The organism is Enterobacter sp. YSU (assembly GCF_016082135.1).
Taxonomy (GTDB): Bacteria; Pseudomonadota; Gammaproteobacteria; order Enterobacterales; family Enterobacteriaceae; genus Enterobacter; species Enterobacter hormaechei_C.
The window spans coordinates 575,783-593,619 of record NZ_CP059487.1; the positions used below are offsets into that span (position 1 = coordinate 575,783).

The following is a 17,837-nucleotide window of genomic DNA, read 5'->3' on the forward strand; positions in this document are numbered from 1 at the left end:
CGCGCCACTCGCGTTATTTGATAATTGCCCCGAGTCCGTTACCATGTCAGGGCGAAAAATTTAAGAGTCAATTCACTATGCCGAAGAAAAACGACGCACCGGCCAGTTTCGAAACTGCGCTGAGTGAACTGGAGCAGATCGTTACCCGTCTTGAGAGTGGCGATCTCCCGCTGGAAGACGCGCTCAACGAATTTGAACGCGGCGTGCAGCTCGCGCGCCAGGGGCAGGTAAAACTCCAGCAGGCCGAGCAGCGTGTGCAGATCCTGCTTTCCGACAGCGAAGACGCTAAAACCACGCCATTCACACCGGACGCCGAGTAAATGGATTTTTCCAACGCGCTTCAGGCGCGCGTCATCCGCGCCAACGATGCGCTGCGCCGATTCATTGAGCCGCAGCCTTTTCAGAACACTCCACTGGTTGAAGCCATGCACTATGGCGCACTCTTGGGGGGTAAACGCCTGCGTCCGTTCCTGGTGTATGCCACGGGCAATATGTTCGGTATCAGCGATAACACGCTGGACGCCCCGGCAGCCGCCGTGGAGTGTATCCACGCCTATTCGCTGATCCACGATGATTTGCCGGCCATGGACGATGACGATCTGCGTCGCGGTCAGCCAACCTGCCATATCAAATTTGGCGAAGCGAATGCCATTCTGGCGGGGGATGCGCTGCAAACCCTGGCCTTCTCCATTCTGAGCGATGCGCCGATGGTTGAGGTGAGCGATCGCGATCGTCTGGCAATGGTGTCCGAACTGGCAATGGCCAGCGGCGTCGCCGGGATGTGCGGCGGCCAGGCGCTGGATTTAGAGGCTGAAGGGCGTCAGGTTACTCTGGAACAGCTGGAGCGCATCCACCGTCACAAAACGGGCGCACTGATTCGTGCAGCCGTTCGCCTGGGCGCGCTGAGCGCGGGTGAACGCGGGCGTAAAGCCCTGCCGGTTCTGGACAGATACGCAGAAAGTATCGGTCTGGCATTCCAGGTTCAGGATGACATTCTGGATGTGGTGGGCGATACTGCAACATTGGGAAAACGTCAGGGTGCGGATCAGCAGCTTGGCAAAAGTACCTACCCCGCCCTGTTGGGCCTTGAGCATGCCCAACGTAAAGCCCGGGATCTGATAGACGATGCCCGCCGGTCGCTGAATGAGCTGGCCGCGCAATCGCTGGATACCTCGGCACTGGAAGCGCTAGCGGACTACATAATCCAGCGTGATAAATAAACTATAAATCTCGATGAGCCTTTGATGAGTTTTGATATTGCCAAATACCCGACACTGGCGTTAGTTGACTCCACTCAGGAGTTACGTCTGTTGCCGAAAGAGAGTCTGCCGAAGCTGTGTGACGAGCTGCGTCGCTACCTGCTCGACAGCGTTAGCCGCTCCAGCGGCCACTTCGCCTCCGGACTTGGCACGGTTGAGCTGACCGTGGCGTTGCATTACGTCTATAACACGCCGTTCGATCAGCTGATCTGGGATGTAGGCCACCAGGCCTATCCGCACAAAATTCTGACCGGACGTCGCGATAAAATTGGCACCATTCGCCAGAAAGGGGGCCTGCACCCGTTCCCGTGGCGCGGCGAGAGTGAATATGATGTGTTAAGCGTCGGCCACTCTTCCACCTCCATTTCTGCGGGCATTGGTATTGCCGTTGCCGCCGAAAAAGAGAATAAACAACGCCGCACCGTCTGCGTGATTGGCGACGGGGCGATCACCGCCGGGATGGCCTTTGAGGCCATGAACCACGCGGGCGATATCAAACCGGACATGCTGGTGATCCTCAACGATAACGAAATGTCGATCTCCGAGAACGTCGGCGCGCTGAATAACCATCTGGCGCAGCTGCTGTCCGGCAAGCTTTACTCCTCACTGCGTGAAGGTGGTAAAAAAGTCTTCTCCGGCGTACCGCCGATTAAAGAGCTGCTTAAGCGTACCGAAGAACACATCAAAGGCATGGTCGTGCCGGGTACGCTGTTCGAAGAGCTGGGCTTTAACTATATTGGCCCGGTGGACGGCCACGATGTGCTGGGCCTGGTGACGACGCTTAAAAACATGCGCGACCTGAAAGGCCCGCAGTTCCTGCATATCATGACCAAAAAAGGGCGTGGTTACGAACCGGCGGAAAAAGATCCGATCACCTTCCACGCGGTGCCTAAGTTCGACCATACCAGCGGCTGCCTGCCGAAAAGCAGCGGCGGGATGCCGAGCTACTCAAAAATCTTTGGCGACTGGCTGTGCGAAACGGCGGCGAAAGACAACATGCTGATGGCGGTGACGCCTGCCATGCGTGAAGGCTCCGGCATGGTGGAGTTTTCCAAAAAATACCCGGACCAGTATTTCGACGTGGCTATCGCCGAGCAGCACGCGGTAACCTTTGCTGCGGGCCTGGCGATTGGCGGCTACAAACCGGTGGTAGCGATCTACTCTACCTTCCTGCAACGCGCCTACGATCAGGTTATCCATGACGTTGCCATCCAGAAGCTGCCGGTGCTGTTTGCTATCGATCGCGCGGGCATTGTGGGGGCTGATGGCCAGACGCACCAGGGCGCGTTTGATCTCTCCTTCCTGCGCTGCATCCCTGATATGGTGATCATGACGCCAAGCGACGAAAACGAGTGTCGTCAGATGCTGTATACCGGTTACCACTATCAGGACGGCCCCTGCGCGGTACGTTATCCGCGCGGTAATGCCCTTGGCGTTGAATTACAGCCGCTGGAAAAACTGGATATCGGTAAAGGTCTGGTGAAACGCCGTGGTGAAAAAGTGGCGATCCTGAACTTTGGTACGTTGATGCCGGAAGCGGCAAAAGTCGCTGAAAACCTGAATGCGACGCTGGTCGATATGCGCTTCGTGAAGCCGCTCGATGAATCTCTGATTCTGAGCATGGCGGAAAGCCATGACGTTCTGGTCACGCTGGAAGAGAACGCCATCATGGGTGGAGCGGGTAGCGGCGTGAACGAAGTGCTTATGGCGAACCGTAAAGCCGTTCCGGTGCTTAATCTCGGCCTCCCTGACCACTTCATCCCGCAAGGCACCCAGGATGAGGCGCGCGCCGACATTGGTCTGGACGCCGCCGGTATCGAAGCTAAAATCCGCACCTGGCTGGCCTGATCCCTCCCCTTTTCTGCTCCTGCTATGCTTAAACGTATTGTTTAAACAGCAGGAGCGGAACCATGCAATACACGACATTAGGAAAAACGGACCTTAAGGTGTCCCGGCTTTGCCTGGGATGCATGACGTTTGGCGAGCCTGACCGGGGAAATCATGCCTGGACGCTGCCGGAAGAGAGCAGCCGCCCTATCATCAAGCGCGCCATTGACGGCGGCATCAACTTCTTCGATACCGCCAACAGCTACTCAGACGGCAGCAGCGAAGAGATTGTGGGCCGCGCCCTGCGAGATTTTGCCCGTCGTGATGACGTTGTGGTCGCCACTAAGGTGTACTACCCGTCAGGCGATCTGGCGGAAGGCCTTTCTCGCGCGCAGATCCTGCGTTCCATTGATGACAGCCTCAGACGCCTGAACATGGATTACGTCGACCTGCTGCAAATCCACCGCTGGGATTACAACACCCCGATCGAAGAGACGCTTGAAGCGTTAAACGACGTTGTGAAAGCCGGTAAAGCGCGCTACATCGGCGCATCGTCCATGCATGCCTCACAGTTTGCCCAGGCGCTCGATCTCCAGGCGCAGCACGGCTGGGCGCGCTTTGTCACTATGCAGGATCACTACAACCTGATTTACCGGGAAGAAGAGCGCGAGATGCTGCCGCTCTGCTACCAGGAAGGCGTGGCGGTGATCCCGTGGAGCCCTCTGGCGCGCGGAAGGTTAACCCGTCCGTGGGGGGAAACTACCGCCCGGCTGGTATCGGATGAAGTGGGTAAAAACCTGTATGACGATACAGAAGCCAGCGATGCGTTAATTGCCGAACGCTTAGCCGGGATCGCCGACGATATCGGTGCAACGCGCGCGCAGGTGGCGCTGGCGTGGCTGCTGAGCAAGCGCGGTGTCGCCGCGCCGATTGTGGGCACGTCGCGGGAAGAACAGCTGGATGAGTTGTTGAGTGCGGTGGACTTATCGTTGACGCCGGAGCAGATTGCCGAGCTGGAGACGCCGTATCAGCAGCATCCGGTGGTAGGGTTTAAATAAACACTTGCCGGGTGGCGCTGCGCTTACCCGGCCTACAAATAAAGTGCGATCGTAGGCCGGGTAAGGCGAAGCCGCCACCCGGCAAAACACTCACCCAAAGTGATCGTACCCTTTCCAGTCAAGCGTAACCGGGGCGCCGTCGCGGACAAACAGCAACCCTTCACTTTCCGGCATTACCTGCCCGATGCAGGTAAATTTCGCCCCCAGATGCGCTAGCGCCACATCCAGCGTCCCGCGATTCAGCTCAGGCACGGTGAAGCACAGCTCATAATCTTCTCCACCGGATAACGCCCAGCGCAGCGCCTGTTCAGGTTCGACATGGCGAAGCAGTTGCTCCGACAGCGGGAACAGATCCAGGTCAACGCGTGCGCCCACGCCGCTGGCCTTCAGGATATGGCCGAGATCGGAGATCAGCCCGTCAGACAAATCGATAGCCGAACTGGCCCGCTCGCGCAGCGCCTGACCGTGCAGAATACGCGGCGTTGGCCGCAGATGGCGCTTCACCAGATACGCCGCATCGTCAGCATCTTCAACCGTTAAACGGTTCTGAAGGATCGCCAGCCCTGCCGCGCTGTCGCCCGGCGTACCGGTCACGTAGATCCAGTCGCCTGGTTTTGCACCCGAGCGCTTCAGCGCGCGCCCGGCAGGCACATAGCCGTGGATTGCCAGGGTCATGGACAGCGGACCGGCGGTGGTATCACCGCCAATCAGCTGCATATCGTAATAATTCAGCTGTTCAAACAGGGCATCGCTGAAGGCTTCAAGCCAGGCTTCATCCACCTCCGGCAGGGTCAGAGCCAGCGTCAGCCAGGCCGGGTCGGCGCCCATTGCCGCCAGATCGCTGACGTTCACCGCCAGCGCTTTATACGCCAGATCGGCAGGATCGATATCCGGCAGGAAATGACGCCCACACACTAAGGTGTCGGTGCTGATTGCCAGCGTCTGTTTTTCGGGAATATTGAGAAGTGCGCAGTCATCGCCAATGCCGGTTTCAACATCAAGACGAGAGGTTCTGACACGGTCGAAATAACGGGCAATCAGGGAGAATTCGCCGCATGCCATACGTTATGCCTCAGCAAATTAAATAAAAAAACCGGAGCCGCACTGCCAAAAAGGCAATGCAAGACTCCGGTTTGCGGATCACTTTTTGTGGGGACGGATCGCAGGTGCGGCTTTATCCAGCACGCCGTTAACAAACTTGTGGCTGTCTTCAGCGCCGAAGGTTTTCGCCAGTTCGATCGCTTCGTTGATGGCCACTTTGTACGGCACATCATCACGTTTAGACAGCTCAAACAGCGCGATACGCAACACTGCTTTTTCGACCTGGCCCAGCTCTTCGAGCAGACGGGACAGGTATGGCTTCATCAGACCATCGAGATACGCGCTATTAGTCGCCACTCCCGACAGCAGTTCACGGAAGTACAGAACGTCAACGTCTTTCACGTCCTGTTCTGACAGGAACTGGTATTCAACATCAGCGATGTCGTTCTGGGACAACTGCCAGGAGTAAAGTGCCTGGACGGCACATTCACGGGCGCGGCGACGAGCAGCAGGTTTCACGGAATTCCCCTTACAAAAAAATCAGGCCTTGATGGCTTTCAATACATTGATCATTTCAAGCGCGGTCAGTGCAGCTTCTGCACCTTTGTTACCGGCTTTAGTGCCAGCACGTTCGATGGCTTGTTCAATACTTTCGGTGGTCAGCACGCCGAACGCGACAGGGATTTCAGCATCCTGTGCAACGTGCGCCAGACCATTGCTTGCACCGCCCGCAACGTATTCGAAGTGCGCAGTGCCGCCACGAATAACGGTACCCAGCGCAATCACCGCGTCGTATTTACCGGTTTTCGCCAGCGCGCCCGCTGCCAGTGGCAGTTCGTAAGCACCTGGTACCCAAACGACGGTAATGTTGTCATCTTTAACCTGGCCGATACGTTTCAGGGCGTCAACCGCACCTTCCAGCAGGCTATCGTTGATGAAGTTGTTGAAACGCGCAATGGTGATGGCGACGCGAGCGTCCGGGGTAGCTACAGCAGCTTCAATAATGTTCATACTCTTCCTTTACGGGTTCATTTGGCCCCGCAGGGGGGCGGATTTTATCATAATACTTTGCGCACTGCTTCCCTATTTCAGGAGCAATTACGCTGTCGTTAAATGGAGGCAGACATCCGGGCCTACCGGACGAATCTCGCTGAATGAGAGTTGCGGCGCATCGGCCAGTTTTTCAAGGCCGGGCAGCACAAACAGGCCGCGCGCGTCATTACCTAACAGTTTAGGCGCAACGTAGACGAGAAGCTCATCCAGCAGCCCCGCCTGAAGCAGTGCGCCGGCGAGCGTCGGACCGGCTTCAACCCAGATGCTGTTGACCTGCTGTTTGCCGAGCAACATCATCAGCACCACGAGATCGAGATGCCCGTTATGTTCCGGCACCATAATGCTGCGCACGCCTTCCGGCCACTCGCGCGTATCTTCTTTGGTGCGGGCAATCCAGGTTTCACCCGGCTGCTGCACGATGCGGTGCTCCGGCGTCACGCGGTTCTGGCTATCAACAATAATGCGCAGCGGCTGACGCAGGTTCTCCTGCGGATAGAGCGCCTGCGTATCCGCATTCAGCTCTTCCCAGCGCACGGTCATGGCCGGATCGTCAGCCAGTACCGTTTCACTGCTGGTGAGAATAGCATGGCTTTGCGCGCGCAGACGTTGCACATCGCGCCTTGCCTGCGGCGAGGTGATCCACTGGCTCTCGCCGTTCGCCATCGCCGTGCGGCCATCCAGTGACGCGCCAAGCTTAAGCTGGATAAACGGGAAGCCGGTGCGCATACGCTTCAGGAAGCCTTTGTTGATGTTTTCGGCATCCTGCATCATCAGGCCGTGGCTGACGTCGATGCCTTCCTGTTGCAGACGATACAGCCCGCGGCCCGCCACCTGCGGATTAGGATCCTGCATGGCGGCGACAACGCGCGAGACGCCCGCCGCAATCAGCGCCTCACAGCACGGCGGCGTACGTCCGTGATGACTGCATGGCTCCAGCGTCACATAGGCCGTCGCGCCACGCGCTTTCTCACCTGCCATGCGCAGGGCATGCACTTCAGCATGCGGCTCGCCTGCGCGGTAGTGAAAACCTTCCCCCACGATCTCGCCATCTTTAACAATGACGCACCCGACATTGGGGTTAGGGTGAGTGGTAAACCGACCGCGCTGCGCCAGCTTCATGGCGCGCGCCATGTACATCTCATCGTGCATGGGCTTAATCCTGTAAGCGGGCGATCTCTTCGCCAAACTCTTTGATGTCTTCGAAGCTGCGGTAAACGGAGGCAAAGCGGATATAGGCGACTTTATCGAGCTTCTTCAGCTGTTCCATCACCAGATTGCCGATCATTTTGCTCGGCACTTCGCGCTCGCCTAACCCCCGCAGATAAGATTTAATATGGTTTAACGCCATTTCGACATCATCGGAGCTGACGGGCCGTTTTTCCAGCGCCTTGAGCATCCCGCTACGCAGTTTCTCTTCATTGAACGGTTCGCGCACATCGTTACTTTTTACCACGCGCGGCATTACCAGCTCTGCCACCTCAAAGGTGGTAAAACGCTCGTTGCACACCAGACACTGCCGACGACGACGCACGGAAGACCCTTCGCCTACAAGACGCGAGTCGATGACTTTGGTATCCACAGCGGAGCAAAATGGGCAATGCATACGATGTCCCTGTTATCTGGTTAACTGATTTCTATTTTACCCTGAACTGGCCCGACAACAAAGGAAGAGCTTTTTGAGACAAAGGATCTATGCCTGACGGCACTATCCTGTCTACCATTGCAGCAATCTGTGATTTCAAGGAATTAAACGCAATGACAAGACGTTACCTGAAAATAGTGCTGGTGGGGAGCCTGTTCACGCTCAGCGCCTGCGCACAGCAAAGCGAAGTCCGCGAGATGAAACAAAGCGTGAATACGCTTAACGTGGCGATGGACAAACTTAACAAAGAAACCGTGAAGATCACCCAGCAGAACGCGCTGAATGCCAAATCCAGCAATGGCGTTTATTTATTGCCAGGTGCAAACACGCCCGCGCGTCTGAACAGCCAGATTGGCACGCTAAAGATGTCTGTGGTGAATGTTGCAGCGAATGCCGATGGTACTCGCGCAACATTACGCATTCAGGGTGAGTCCAACGATCCGCTTCCCGCGTTCAGCGGCACCGTAGAGTGGGGCCAGATTCAGGGCACCACGGAGAGCTATCAGGAAGTGAACGTGAAGAATCAGCTCTTCACCGCCCCCGCCAGCACGCTGGCGCCGAGCGATGTTGATATCCCGCTCCAGCTGAGCGGACTGACCCCAGAACAGCTGGGCTTTATCCGTATTCACGACATTCAACCCGCCGCGCAATAACCCGCCCTTCTAGCGGAGTGAAATGTCACTCCGCTAACATTTACATTTCGTATGGATTGGCAACATAAATGATTGCCGCTACAATCCCGCCCGTCTAAAGTACGCAAACGTGAACGCAATCGATTACGTATGTGAGAGATATGTGAAACAACACATATTTTTGTGAGCAAGGATTCCTATAATAGGCTCCGCAGAAATACGAAATATTTAGAAACGCAATTCGCGCATTTTTCACTCCCGGAAGGGAATTTCAATCAGTGGCATGATTATGAAAAAAACATTACTCGCAGCCGGTGCAGTTCTGGCACTCTCCACCTCTTTCACTGTTAACGCAGCGGAAAACGACAAACCACAATACCTTTCCGACTGGTGGCATCAGAGCGTTAACGTTGTAGGCAGCTACCATACCCGTTTCGGACCGCAGATCCGTAACGATACCTACCTCGAGTACGAAGCATTCGCTAAAAAAGACTGGTTTGATTTCTATGGCTACATGGACGCACCGGTATTCTTCGGCGGTAATACCGACGCGAAAGGTATCTGGAACCACGGTTCCCCACTGTTCATGGAGATCGAACCCCGCTTCTCCATTGATAAACTGACCGGTACCAGTCTGGCGTTTGGTCCGTTCAAAGAGTGGTATTTCGCAAACAACTACATCTACGACATGGGTCGCAACAAGTCCGGTCGCCAGAGCACCTGGTACATGGGTCTGGGTACAGACATTGAGACTGGCCTGCCGATGAGCCTGTCCATGAACGTCTACGCAAAATACCAGTGGCAGAACTACGGCGCCGCGAACGAGAACGAGTGGGACGGCTACCGTTTCAAAGTGAAATACTTCGTGCCAATTACCCAACTGTGGGGCGGCAACCTGAGCTATATCGGCTTCACCAACTTTGACTGGGGTTCAGACCTGGGCGATAACGATTTCCGCGACCTGAACGGCAGAAAAGCGCGCACTAACGACTCCATCGCGTCCAGCCACATTCTGGCGCTGAACTACGATCACTGGCACTACTCTGTTGTTGCGCGTTACTGGCACAACGGTGGCCAGTGGAACGACGACGCCAGCCTGAACTTTGGCAACGGCGACTTCAGCGTTCGCTCTACCGGTTGGGGTGGTTACCTGGTCGTGGGTTACAACTTCTAATCAGTGCGGATTCCGCCCGGTGGCGCTACGCTTACCGGGCCTACGATCCGAATGTAGGCCGGGTAAGGCGTAGCCGCCCCCCGGCTTTTTACTGCCTCACCTTGCGCAAAAAATCTGCCAATGACCTGTCCGCACTCTCGCTAAACCGCCTCTCCGTCTGCACAATATTGAGGCATCGGTCGAGCCGGAAACAGCGGTAGTCATCGCGTCGCTCGCACCACGCAGCCAACAGCCAGTGCTCCCCCCAGAAGAACAGCCCAAGCGGCTGCACCTCACGCCAGGTTAACTGCCCGGCCTCATCACGATAATGCAGCGCCAGCACGCGCTGGGCGGAAATCGCCTGATGGATCACGTCGAAACCACTACGGGAATGGGGCTGAAGGGCAATATCCGGCGCGTAAATCCGCGTCTGCTCAGCTTTGCGGCGGCTCTCTTCTGGCAGGATCGCCAGCACTTTTTCCTGGGCCGACTCCAGCTCGCGCGACAGCGATTCCCCGCCCCAGGTTTTGAGCAGGCGAATCGCCACCATCAGCGCCTCGGACTCTTTGTTGGTCAGCATCAGCGGGGGTAAATCAAAACCCGACATCAGCCGATATCCGCTTCCCGCCTCGCCTTCCACCGGCAAGCCGGAAAGCGACAGGTCGCGGATATCGCGGTACACCGTGCGCTCGGACACGCCAAGCCTTTCCGCCAGATGCGCTGCCGTTGTCAGACGCCTGCCCCGAAGGATCTGCACAATCTGGAACAAACGGTCAGCGCGTCGGGTCATCGGTTTACTCTCATACCGGTTGATGGAGGCCGACGCGATTACCTTCGCTGTCGGTAAACAGGGCTATAGTGCCAATGCCTTGCGGCAGTTCCAGCGGGCCAAACACGCACTCACCGCCCGCAGAAGCAATACGATCGAGCGTGGCCGCCAGATTGTCAGTATGCAGGTAAATAATAGCGCCCTGCGAAGACGGTGTAACGCCGTCAAATTTCGCCAGCGCGCCGCCGGTGGCCGGATCCTGGTGCGGGAAAATCGCCAGATCAGCCACGTCCATCTTCTCGCGCCGCAGCGCGACCTGCATCACCGACTCATAAAATTTGATGGCGCGATCCATATCGGCGACCGGAATTTCAAACCAGTTAATAACACTTTTCATACGTCCTCCTGCCTGTTGTTAGGGTTCAGAAGGAGTCTACGACAGGGCTCCTGACAGCATACTGTCAGGAGTGTTTGTGAGATGCAGACAAAAAAAATCCCGGCCAACAGGCCGGGATTTCGATACTACATAAGACTCTTACGGCAGAATGGACGGCTGATCCGCCCCTTCTTTCTCGACTTTCTGCTGGATCAGATGCTCGCGCTTCATGCCCAGCTTCAGCGCCAGTGCGGACGCGACGTAGATAGACGAGGCCGTACCGATAGACACACCGATCAGCATGGTCAGCGAGAAGCCTTCCAGCACCGGGCCACCGAACAGGAACAGCATCAGGATCACCATCAGGGTGGTGCCGGAGGTGATCAAGGTACGGTGCAACGTCTGGGTCAACGACACGTTAAAGATTTCGTACGGCGTGCCGCGACGGATCTTACGGAAGTTTTCACGAATACGGTCAGATACCACGATACTGTCGTTCAGTGAGTAACCGATAACGGACATCAGGGATGCCACAATCGTCAGGTCAATCTCAATGTGGAACAGAGACAGTATGCCCATGGTGATCACCACGTCGTGCGCCAGGGCGATAACCACGCCTGCCGCCAGTCGCCACTCAAAGCGGAAACCGACGTAAATCAGGATCGAGATCAGCGCCACCAGCAGCGCCATCGCACCGGTCTGCGCCAGGTCAGCACCAACGCTCGGGCCGACAAACTCAATACGCTTAACCGTTGCATCCTGGCTGGTCGTTTCGTTAATAACCTGGACGACCTTGCTGCCCAGCTCCTGGCTGCCGTTGGCATCGTGTACCGGCGGCATACGCACCATGATGTCGCGGCTGCTGCCGAAGTTCTGTAGCAGCGGCTCTTCAAAGCCCGCTTTTTGCAGAGACTCACGCATCTGGTCCATATCGACCGGTTTTTCCAGGGTAATTTCGATCACCGTACCACCGGTGAAATCCAGACCCCAGTTAAAGCCTTTCACGCCCATAATGACGATGGACAAGATCAGCAGAAAACCTGAAATGCCGAAGGCCCAGTAGTCCCAGCGCATAAAGTCCCAGACTTTACGGCCGTGGTTCAATTGTTCAACAGTATATTCCTGTGCCACAACGCACTCCTCAGATAGACAGCTTTTTGACGCGCTTGCCGCCGTACAGCAGGTTCACGATGGCACGGGTGCCGACAATAGCGGTAAACATCGACGTTGCGACACCGATACCGGTAGTAATCGCAAAGCCTTTGATCGCGCCAGTACCCACTGCATACAGGATAAGAACCTTAATCAGTGTTGTTACGTTCGCATCGAAGATGGAGCTGAACGCCCCTTTGTAGCCTTCTTCGATCGCCTGCTGTACAGAACGACCGTTGCTCAGCTCTTCTTTGATACGTTCGTTTATCAGTACGTTGGCGTCGACCGCCACCGCAAGGGTTAGAACGATACCCGCAATCCCCGGCATGGTCAGCGTCGCCCCCGGCAGCAGGGACATGATACCGATGATCAGCACCAGGTTGGCAATCAGCGCGGAGGTCGCAATCAGGCCGAACTTCTTATAGAAGAAGATCATGAAGATGATGGACACCGCCAGACCGGCCAGACACGCTTCCAGACCCTGTTTGATGTTCTGCATACCCAGGGTTGGACCGATGGTACGTTCTTCAACAATCTGAATTGGCGCAATCAGCGCACCGGCACGCAGCAGCAGAGAGAGCTGACGCGCTTCGTTCGGGTTGCTGATACCGGTAATACGGAAGCTGTTACCCAGACGAGACTGGATGTTGGCGATGTTAATCACCTCTTCCTCTTTCACCAGCACGGCACGGCCATTGGCGTCTTTCTTACCGCTGTCTTTGTACTCCACGAACAGGGTCGCCATCGGCTTGCCGATGTTGTCCTTGGTGAAGTTAGACATGATGTTGCCGCCTGCGCTATCCAGCGAGATGTTAACCTGCGGCTGGTTGTACTCATCCTGGCTTGAAGTGGAGTCGGTGATATGGTCACCGGTCAGGATCACGCGTTTGTACAGCACAACAGGCTGGCCTTCGCGGGTCTGTTTCACTTCAGAATCGCCCGGCACACGGCCTGAAGCCGCAGCAGCCTGGTCGACATTGGAGTTAACCAGACGGAACTCCAGGGTCGCCGTCGCGCCCAGAATCTCTTTCGCACGGGCGGTATCCTGGATACCCGGCAGTTCGACCACGATACGGTCAGCACCCTGACGCTGTACCAGTGGCTCAGCCACGCCCAGCTGGTTTACACGGTTACGCAGAATGTTAATGTTCTGCTGAACGGCGTATTCACGTGCTTCACTCAGACGCGCGTCGGTCATTACCGCACGCAGCTGGTTGCTGCCCTGAGAGGTGATCACCAGATCGCGGTGACGCTGAGACAGATACGTCACAGCCTGATCGCGTGCCGCGCTGTCGCGGAACGTGATGCTCAGGCCGTAGTTATCTTCTTTACGTACGGTGGTGTACGGAATGCCCTTATCGCGCAGATCGCTGCGCAGGCTGTCGATATTCTGTTCCTGTAGCTTGCCGAGCGCGGTATCCATATCCACTTCCATCAGGAAGTGAACGCCGCCACGCAGGTCAAGACCCAGTTTCATTGGCTCTGCGTTCAGCGCAGCCAGCCAGCGTGGGGTTGCAGGAGCAAGGTTAAGCGCCACGACATATTTATCACCCAGCACGCCCATCAGCGCTTCACGTGCGCGGAGCTGCGTGTCGGTGGTGTCGAAGCGAGCAAGAATTGCGCCCTCTTCCAGTGCCACAGACTTAGCGGTAATTTTTTCTTCTTGTAACGTTTTCTGGACCTGGATCAGCGTTTGCTCACTGGCGGCGACACCGCGCGCGCCAGTGATTTGAACGGCCGGATCCTCACCATACAGGTTGGGAAGCGCGTACAGCAGGCCGACGATAATCACGACGACCAGCATGATGTACTTCCACAAAGGATAACGGTTTAACACGGCAGTTCCCTTTGGGAAAAGTTGGGATTACAGCGCCTTCATGGTGCCTTTCGGCAGAACGGCAGCTACGAAGTCACGTTTGATAACCACTTCAGTGGTGTCGTTGAGGGCGATAGCAATGTAGCCGTTTTCCGCTACTTTGGTTACGCGACCCACCAGGCCACCATTGGTCAGGACTTCATCGCCCTTCGCGATGGAGTTCATCAGGTTTTTGTGCTCTTTAGTACGCTTCTGCTGTGGACGCAGGATCATGAAGTAGAAGATCAGACCGAACACAACCAGCATCAGAATCAGAGACATCGGGCTGCCCTGCGCTGGTGCACCCGTTGCTGCTACCGCATCAGAAATAAAAAAGCTCATTCAAATTCCCTCATTATTAAAATTAATCAACGTTCAACGGTGGAACATCCCGCCCCTGACGTTGGTAGAAATCGGTCACGAAGCTCTCTAATTTACCCTCTTCGATAGCCTTACGTAAACCAGCCATTAAGCGCTGATAATAACGAAGATTATGAATGGTATTGAGACGCGCCCCCAAAATCTCGTTGCAACGATCGAGATGATGCAGATACGCGCGAGAATAATTGCGACAGGTATAGCAATCGCACTCGGAATCGAGCGGGCTGGTGTCACTCTTATGCTTCGCGTTACGGATTTTCACCACGCCATCGGTAACGAACAAATGACCGTTACGCGCGTTTCGGGTTGGCATAACGCAGTCGAACATATCAATGCCGCGACGTACGCCTTCCACCAGATCTTCTGGTTTACCCACACCCATCAGGTATCGTGGTTTATCCGCCGGGATTTGCGGGCAGACATGCTCCAGAATGCGGTGCATGTCTTCCTTCGGCTCACCCACAGCCAAACCGCCGACAGCGTAGCCATCAAAGCCTATCTCTACCAGACCTTTAACCGAGATATCGCGTAAATCTTCGTAAACGCTGCCCTGGATAATGCCGAACAGCGCATTTTTGTTTTGCAGGGAGTCAAAACGGTCGCGGCTACGCTTCGCCCAACGCAGGGACATCTCCATGGAGCGTTTGGCGTAGTCCCAGTCCGCCGGGTATGGCGTACATTCGTCGAAGATCATTACGATATCGGAGCCGAGATCGTACTGAATCTCCATGGATTTTTCCGGATCGAGGAAGATTGGATCGCCGTTGATCGGGTTACGGAAGTGTACGCCCTGCTCGGTGATCTTACGGATATCACCCAGGCTGAAGACCTGGAAACCGCCGGAATCGGTGAGGATCGGGCCTTGCCACTGCATGAAATCGTGCAGGTCGCCGTGGAGCTTCATGATCTCCTGGCCCGGACGCAGCCACAGGTGGAAGGTGTTGCCGAGGATAATCTGTGCGCCAGTGGCTTCAACTTCTTCCGGCGTCATTCCTTTTACGGTGCCGTACGTGCCCACAGGCATAAACGCGGGGGTTTCTACCACGCCGCGATCAAACACCAGACGACCGCGACGCGCGCGACCATCGGTGGTATCGAGTTCAAATTTCATTTTTTCTCCGACGTCAGAAAAACAGTCCAACGTTGTAATACGGTGCCGCGGACTTATTCCCCGACACGCTCATTCAAAGCCTGCGGATTGTACGTGATAAACATCGCGTCACCGTAGCTAAAAAAGCGATATTTTTGTTCTACCGCAGACTTGTAGGCGTTCATCGTATGCTGATACCCCGCAAACGCGGAAACCAGCATAATCAGCGTCGATTCAGGCAGATGGAAGTTGGTCACCAGCGCATCAATGACTTTGTACTGATAGCCCGGGTAGATAAAGATCTGCGTATCGCCAAAGAACGGCTCAATCAGCTCGCTTTTCGCGGCCTGCGCAGCGCTCTCAAGGGAACGTACCGACGTTGTACCGACGGCCACGACGCGATTACCGCGCGCTTTCGCCGCCAGCACCGCATCCACAACCTCCTGTGGCACTTCGGCATACTCAGAGTGCATGATGTGGTCTTCGATGCTGTCCACGCGCACCGGCTGGAAGGTGCCTGCACCAACGTGCAGCGTCACGAACGCCATCTCTACGCCCTTCGCGCGCAGTTTCTCCAGCAGTGGCTCATCAAAGTGCAGGCCCGCCGTTGGCGCCGCCACCGCGCCAGGCTTCTGGCTGTAGACAGTCTGATACAGCTCGCGGTCGGCCTCTTCGTCCGGGCGCTCAATATACGGCGGCAGCGGCATGTGGCCGATGGCGTTGAGGATATCGAGCACCGTGCGCTCGTCGTTGAATTCCACTTCAAATAGCGCGTCGTGACGCGCGGTCATGGTCGCTTTGATGCTCTCGTCATCCCCCAGCAGCAGTTCAGCGCCCGGCTTCGGCGCTTTAGAGGCGCGAATATGTGCCAGAATACGTTTATCATCGAGCATACGTTCGACCAGCACCTCAATCTTACCGCCGCTGGCTTTACGGCCAAACAGACGCGCCGGGATCACGCGGGTATTGTTAAAGACCAGCAGATCGCCAGGGTTGAGCTTGTCGAGCAGATCGGTGAAAGTACCGTGCGTCAGCGCGCCCGTTGGCCCGTCCAGTGACAGCAAGCGACAGCTGCTACGCTCAGGCATGGGGTAGTGAGCAATCAGGGATTCAGGTAGTTCAAAGGAGAAATCGGCGACGCGCATGACGTATACTCGTGACTTAAAAACAGGCGGCATAGTCTAGTGCTCACACCCTTTTGCTGCAACAACTAGCCGCCACCGGACAACGAAAACGCATGAATTTTCTCGCTCACCTGCATCTCGCTCATCTCGCGGACAGCTCCCTCTCCGGCAATTTGCTGGCCGATTTTGTACGCGGCAACCCCGCGGAAGCGTACTCCCCTGAGGTTGTCGACGGGATTTTTATGCACCGCCGCATCGACGTGCTGACCGATAACCTGCCGGAAGTGACGGAAGCCAAAGCCTGGTTCCGCCCCGAAACCCGACGCGTGGCGCCGATCACGCTCGACGTCATGTGGGATCATTTCCTGTCGCGCCACTGGTCCCGGCTGTCGCCTGATATGTCGCTGCCTGAGTTTGTGCGCTACGCCCACGCGCAGGTGTCGATCATTTTGCCGGACTCCCCGCCGCGCTTTGTGAATCTGAATAACTATCTCTGGTCTGAACGCTGGCTGGAGCGATACCGCGAGATGGATTTCATTCAGAAGGTCCTGAACGGCATGGCGAGCCGTCGACCGCGTCTGGACGCGCTGCGCGACTCATGGCATGACCTGGATGAACATTATGATGCGCTGGAAATCCGCTTCTGGCAGTTCTATCCACGTATGATGAAGCAGGCGAAAAATAAAGAACTGTGAAGTCGGTTCGATTGATAGGTAAAAGCTGGTGGAACGATTGTTACCACCTCTTTGTCTTATTCCCGTACTGCCTCTATACTGGCCTGCGTTGCGTTCCAAATAACCTTAGTATCTACAGGAGAATCATATGGTTCTGGTAACTCGTCCGGCTCCGGATTTTACAGCTGCCGCCGTTCTGGGCAATGGTGAAATCGTTGAAAACTTCAACTTCAAACAGCACACCAACGGTAAAGCGACCGTTCTGTTCTTCTGGCCAATGGACTTCACTTTCGTTTGCCCGTCTGAGCTGATCGCGTTCGACAAACGTTACGAAGAATTCCAGAAGCGTGGCGTGGAAGTGGTTGGCGTCTCCTTCGACTCTGAATTTGTACACAACGCATGGCGTAACACCCCTGTCGAAAACGGCGGCATCGGTGCAGTGAAATACGCGATGGTTGCGGACATCAAACGCGAAATCCAGCAGGCTTACGGTATCGAACATCCGGACGCTGGCGTTGCACTGCGTGGTTCTTTCCTGATCGACGCGAACGGCATCGTTCGTCACCAGGTTGTGAACGATCTGCCGCTGGGTCGTAACATCGACGAAATGCTGCGCATGGTTGACGCGCTCCAGTTCCACGAAGAGCACGGTGAAGTGTGCCCGGCTCAGTGGGAAAAAGGTAAAGAAGGTATGGCGGCTTCCCCAGACGGCGTAGCTAAATACCTGTCTGAGAACGTATCCAGCCTGTAA

20 protein-coding genes are annotated in these 17,837 nt (G+C 56.0%); 8 read left to right on the forward strand and 12 right to left on the reverse strand.

Annotated features, from left to right (window positions below; translation table 11 throughout):
- Nucleotides 1-77 precede the first annotated feature (77 nt).
- The 4 genes from xseB to H2Z33_RS02755 all read left to right on the forward strand — a co-directional run bounded on the left by xseB (nucleotide 78) and on the right by H2Z33_RS02755 (nucleotide 4,144).
- Nucleotides 78-320: an exodeoxyribonuclease VII small subunit gene (xseB, locus tag H2Z33_RS02740; protein WP_003859094.1), complete on the forward strand. Its 243-nt coding sequence runs from the start codon at nucleotides 78-80 to the stop codon at nucleotides 318-320.
- The gene (gene ispA / locus H2Z33_RS02745; protein ID WP_017383172.1) at nucleotides 321-1,220 is read left to right on the forward strand and encodes a (2E,6E)-farnesyl diphosphate synthase; all 900 of its coding nucleotides are present in this window, start codon (nucleotides 321-323) and stop codon (nucleotides 1,218-1,220) included.
- 24 nt (nucleotides 1,221-1,244) lie between these two features.
- Nucleotides 1,245-3,107 (forward strand): 1-deoxy-D-xylulose-5-phosphate synthase, encoded by a 1,863-nt coding sequence (gene dxs / locus H2Z33_RS02750; protein WP_015571294.1) that lies wholly within the window; start codon nucleotides 1,245-1,247, stop codon nucleotides 3,105-3,107.
- 62 nt (nucleotides 3,108-3,169) lie between these two features.
- A complete protein-coding gene (locus tag H2Z33_RS02755) occupies nucleotides 3,170-4,144 on the forward strand; it encodes an aldo/keto reductase (protein ID WP_017383171.1) in 975 nt (324 codons plus the stop codon).
- Between the two features lie 90 nt (nucleotides 4,145-4,234).
- On the opposite strand, the gene thiL is transcribed toward H2Z33_RS02755, so the two are convergent.
- From thiL to nrdR, 5 genes are all read right to left on the reverse strand, one after another.
- On the reverse strand, nucleotides 4,235-5,206 hold the full coding sequence (thiL, locus tag H2Z33_RS02760) for a thiamine-phosphate kinase (protein WP_023296013.1): 972 nt from the start codon (nucleotides 5,204-5,206) through the stop codon (nucleotides 4,235-4,237).
- Nucleotides 5,207-5,284: 78 nt separating this feature from the next.
- Entirely contained in the window at nucleotides 5,285-5,704 is a 420-nt protein-coding gene (gene nusB / locus H2Z33_RS02765; protein WP_006809908.1) for a transcription antitermination factor NusB, read from the reverse strand.
- 21 nt (nucleotides 5,705-5,725) lie between these two features.
- Nucleotides 5,726-6,196 (reverse strand): 6,7-dimethyl-8-ribityllumazine synthase, encoded by a 471-nt coding sequence (gene ribE / locus H2Z33_RS02770; RefSeq protein WP_003859098.1) that lies wholly within the window; start codon nucleotides 6,194-6,196, stop codon nucleotides 5,726-5,728.
- An 87-nt stretch (nucleotides 6,197-6,283) separates the two neighbouring features.
- On the reverse strand, nucleotides 6,284-7,387 hold the full coding sequence (ribD, locus tag H2Z33_RS02775; RefSeq protein WP_045347518.1) for a bifunctional diaminohydroxyphosphoribosylaminopyrimidine deaminase/5-amino-6-(5-phosphoribosylamino)uracil reductase RibD: 1,104 nt from the start codon (nucleotides 7,385-7,387) through the stop codon (nucleotides 6,284-6,286).
- Between the two features lie 4 nt (nucleotides 7,388-7,391).
- Complete coding sequence (gene nrdR / locus H2Z33_RS02780) at nucleotides 7,392-7,841, reverse strand: transcriptional regulator NrdR (RefSeq protein ID WP_003859099.1); 450 nt, start codon at nucleotides 7,839-7,841, stop codon at nucleotides 7,392-7,394.
- A gap of 152 nt (nucleotides 7,842-7,993) precedes the next feature.
- On the opposite strand from nrdR, the gene H2Z33_RS02785 reads away from it, so the two are divergent.
- The gene (locus tag H2Z33_RS02785) at nucleotides 7,994-8,533 is read left to right on the forward strand and encodes a DUF3251 domain-containing protein (protein WP_032649957.1); all 540 of its coding nucleotides are present in this window, start codon (nucleotides 7,994-7,996) and stop codon (nucleotides 8,531-8,533) included.
- A gap of 268 nt (nucleotides 8,534-8,801) precedes the next feature.
- Entirely contained in the window at nucleotides 8,802-9,686 is an 885-nt protein-coding gene (locus H2Z33_RS02790) for a nucleoside-specific channel-forming protein Tsx (protein WP_026080602.1), read from the forward strand.
- Nucleotides 9,687-9,774: 88 nt separating this feature from the next.
- Here the strand turns inward: H2Z33_RS02790 and H2Z33_RS02795 are convergent, their stop codons facing one another.
- From H2Z33_RS02795 to queA, 7 genes are all read right to left on the reverse strand, one after another.
- The gene (locus H2Z33_RS02795) at nucleotides 9,775-10,455 is read right to left on the reverse strand and encodes a helix-turn-helix transcriptional regulator (RefSeq protein ID WP_047740518.1); all 681 of its coding nucleotides are present in this window, start codon (nucleotides 10,453-10,455) and stop codon (nucleotides 9,775-9,777) included.
- A gap of 10 nt (nucleotides 10,456-10,465) precedes the next feature.
- The gene (locus tag H2Z33_RS02800; RefSeq protein ID WP_045338283.1) at nucleotides 10,466-10,831 is read right to left on the reverse strand and encodes a VOC family protein; all 366 of its coding nucleotides are present in this window, start codon (nucleotides 10,829-10,831) and stop codon (nucleotides 10,466-10,468) included.
- Nucleotides 10,832-10,969: 138 nt separating this feature from the next.
- Nucleotides 10,970-11,941, reverse strand: coding sequence for a protein translocase subunit SecF (gene secF / locus H2Z33_RS02805; protein WP_003859105.1), 972 nt, complete (start codon nucleotides 11,939-11,941; stop codon nucleotides 10,970-10,972).
- Nucleotides 11,942-11,951: 10 nt separating this feature from the next.
- Nucleotides 11,952-13,799, reverse strand: a complete 1,848-nt coding sequence (secD, locus tag H2Z33_RS02810; RefSeq protein WP_017383164.1) for a protein translocase subunit SecD — start codon at nucleotides 13,797-13,799, stop codon at nucleotides 11,952-11,954.
- 27 nt (nucleotides 13,800-13,826) lie between these two features.
- Nucleotides 13,827-14,159, reverse strand: coding sequence for a preprotein translocase subunit YajC (yajC, locus tag H2Z33_RS02815; RefSeq protein ID WP_003859109.1), 333 nt, complete (start codon nucleotides 14,157-14,159; stop codon nucleotides 13,827-13,829).
- Between the two features lie 22 nt (nucleotides 14,160-14,181).
- Nucleotides 14,182-15,309 carry a tRNA guanosine(34) transglycosylase Tgt gene (gene tgt / locus H2Z33_RS02820; protein ID WP_047740515.1) on the reverse strand — a complete coding sequence of 376 codons (1,128 nt, stop codon included), beginning with the start codon at nucleotides 15,307-15,309 and terminating at the stop codon, nucleotides 14,182-14,184.
- 53 nt (nucleotides 15,310-15,362) lie between these two features.
- Nucleotides 15,363-16,433 (reverse strand): tRNA preQ1(34) S-adenosylmethionine ribosyltransferase-isomerase QueA, encoded by a 1,071-nt coding sequence (gene queA / locus H2Z33_RS02825; RefSeq protein WP_017694427.1) that lies wholly within the window; start codon nucleotides 16,431-16,433, stop codon nucleotides 15,363-15,365.
- A 92-nt stretch (nucleotides 16,434-16,525) separates the two neighbouring features.
- On the opposite strand from queA, the gene acpH reads away from it, so the two are divergent.
- Nucleotides 16,526-17,107: an ACP phosphodiesterase gene (gene acpH / locus H2Z33_RS02830; protein WP_047740513.1), complete on the forward strand. Its 582-nt coding sequence runs from the start codon at nucleotides 16,526-16,528 to the stop codon at nucleotides 17,105-17,107.
- Nucleotides 17,108-17,234: 127 nt separating this feature from the next.
- A complete protein-coding gene (locus H2Z33_RS02835) occupies nucleotides 17,235-17,837 on the forward strand; it encodes a peroxiredoxin C (protein ID WP_003859113.1) in 603 nt (200 codons plus the stop codon).

What these genes read in the sequence shown, in the direction of transcription:
- yajC (WP_003859109.1), bottom strand. Translation starts at nt 14,159, where the DNA reads ATGAGCTTTTTTATTTCTGATGCGGTAGCAGCAACGGGTGCACCAGCG.
- dxs (WP_015571294.1), top strand. Translation starts at nt 1,245, where the DNA reads ATGAGTTTTGATATTGCCAAATACCCGACACTGGCGTTAGTTGACTCC.
- ribE (WP_003859098.1), bottom strand. Translation starts at nt 6,196, where the DNA reads ATGAACATTATTGAAGCTGCTGTAGCTACCCCGGACGCTCGCGTCGCC.
- H2Z33_RS02835 (WP_003859113.1), top strand. Translation starts at nt 17,235, where the DNA reads ATGGTTCTGGTAACTCGTCCGGCTCCGGATTTTACAGCTGCCGCCGTT.
- nrdR (WP_003859099.1), bottom strand. Translation starts at nt 7,841, where the DNA reads ATGCATTGCCCATTTTGCTCCGCTGTGGATACCAAAGTCATCGACTCG.
- H2Z33_RS02795 (WP_047740518.1), bottom strand. Translation starts at nt 10,455, where the DNA reads ATGACCCGACGCGCTGACCGTTTGTTCCAGATTGTGCAGATCCTTCGG.
- H2Z33_RS02755 (WP_017383171.1), top strand. Translation starts at nt 3,170, where the DNA reads ATGCAATACACGACATTAGGAAAAACGGACCTTAAGGTGTCCCGGCTT.
- ispA (WP_017383172.1), top strand. Translation starts at nt 321, where the DNA reads ATGGATTTTTCCAACGCGCTTCAGGCGCGCGTCATCCGCGCCAACGAT.
- xseB (WP_003859094.1), top strand. Translation starts at nt 78, where the DNA reads ATGCCGAAGAAAAACGACGCACCGGCCAGTTTCGAAACTGCGCTGAGT.
- tgt (WP_047740515.1), bottom strand. Translation starts at nt 15,309, where the DNA reads ATGAAATTTGAACTCGATACCACCGATGGTCGCGCGCGTCGCGGTCGT.
- H2Z33_RS02790 (WP_026080602.1), top strand. Translation starts at nt 8,802, where the DNA reads ATGAAAAAAACATTACTCGCAGCCGGTGCAGTTCTGGCACTCTCCACC.
- ribD (WP_045347518.1), bottom strand. Translation starts at nt 7,387, where the DNA reads ATGCACGATGAGATGTACATGGCGCGCGCCATGAAGCTGGCGCAGCGC.
- thiL (WP_023296013.1), bottom strand. Translation starts at nt 5,206, where the DNA reads ATGGCATGCGGCGAATTCTCCCTGATTGCCCGTTATTTCGACCGTGTC.
- queA (WP_017694427.1), bottom strand. Translation starts at nt 16,433, where the DNA reads ATGCGCGTCGCCGATTTCTCCTTTGAACTACCTGAATCCCTGATTGCT.
- H2Z33_RS02800 (WP_045338283.1), bottom strand. Translation starts at nt 10,831, where the DNA reads ATGAAAAGTGTTATTAACTGGTTTGAAATTCCGGTCGCCGATATGGAT.
- acpH (WP_047740513.1), top strand. Translation starts at nt 16,526, where the DNA reads ATGAATTTTCTCGCTCACCTGCATCTCGCTCATCTCGCGGACAGCTCC.
- H2Z33_RS02785 (WP_032649957.1), top strand. Translation starts at nt 7,994, where the DNA reads ATGACAAGACGTTACCTGAAAATAGTGCTGGTGGGGAGCCTGTTCACG.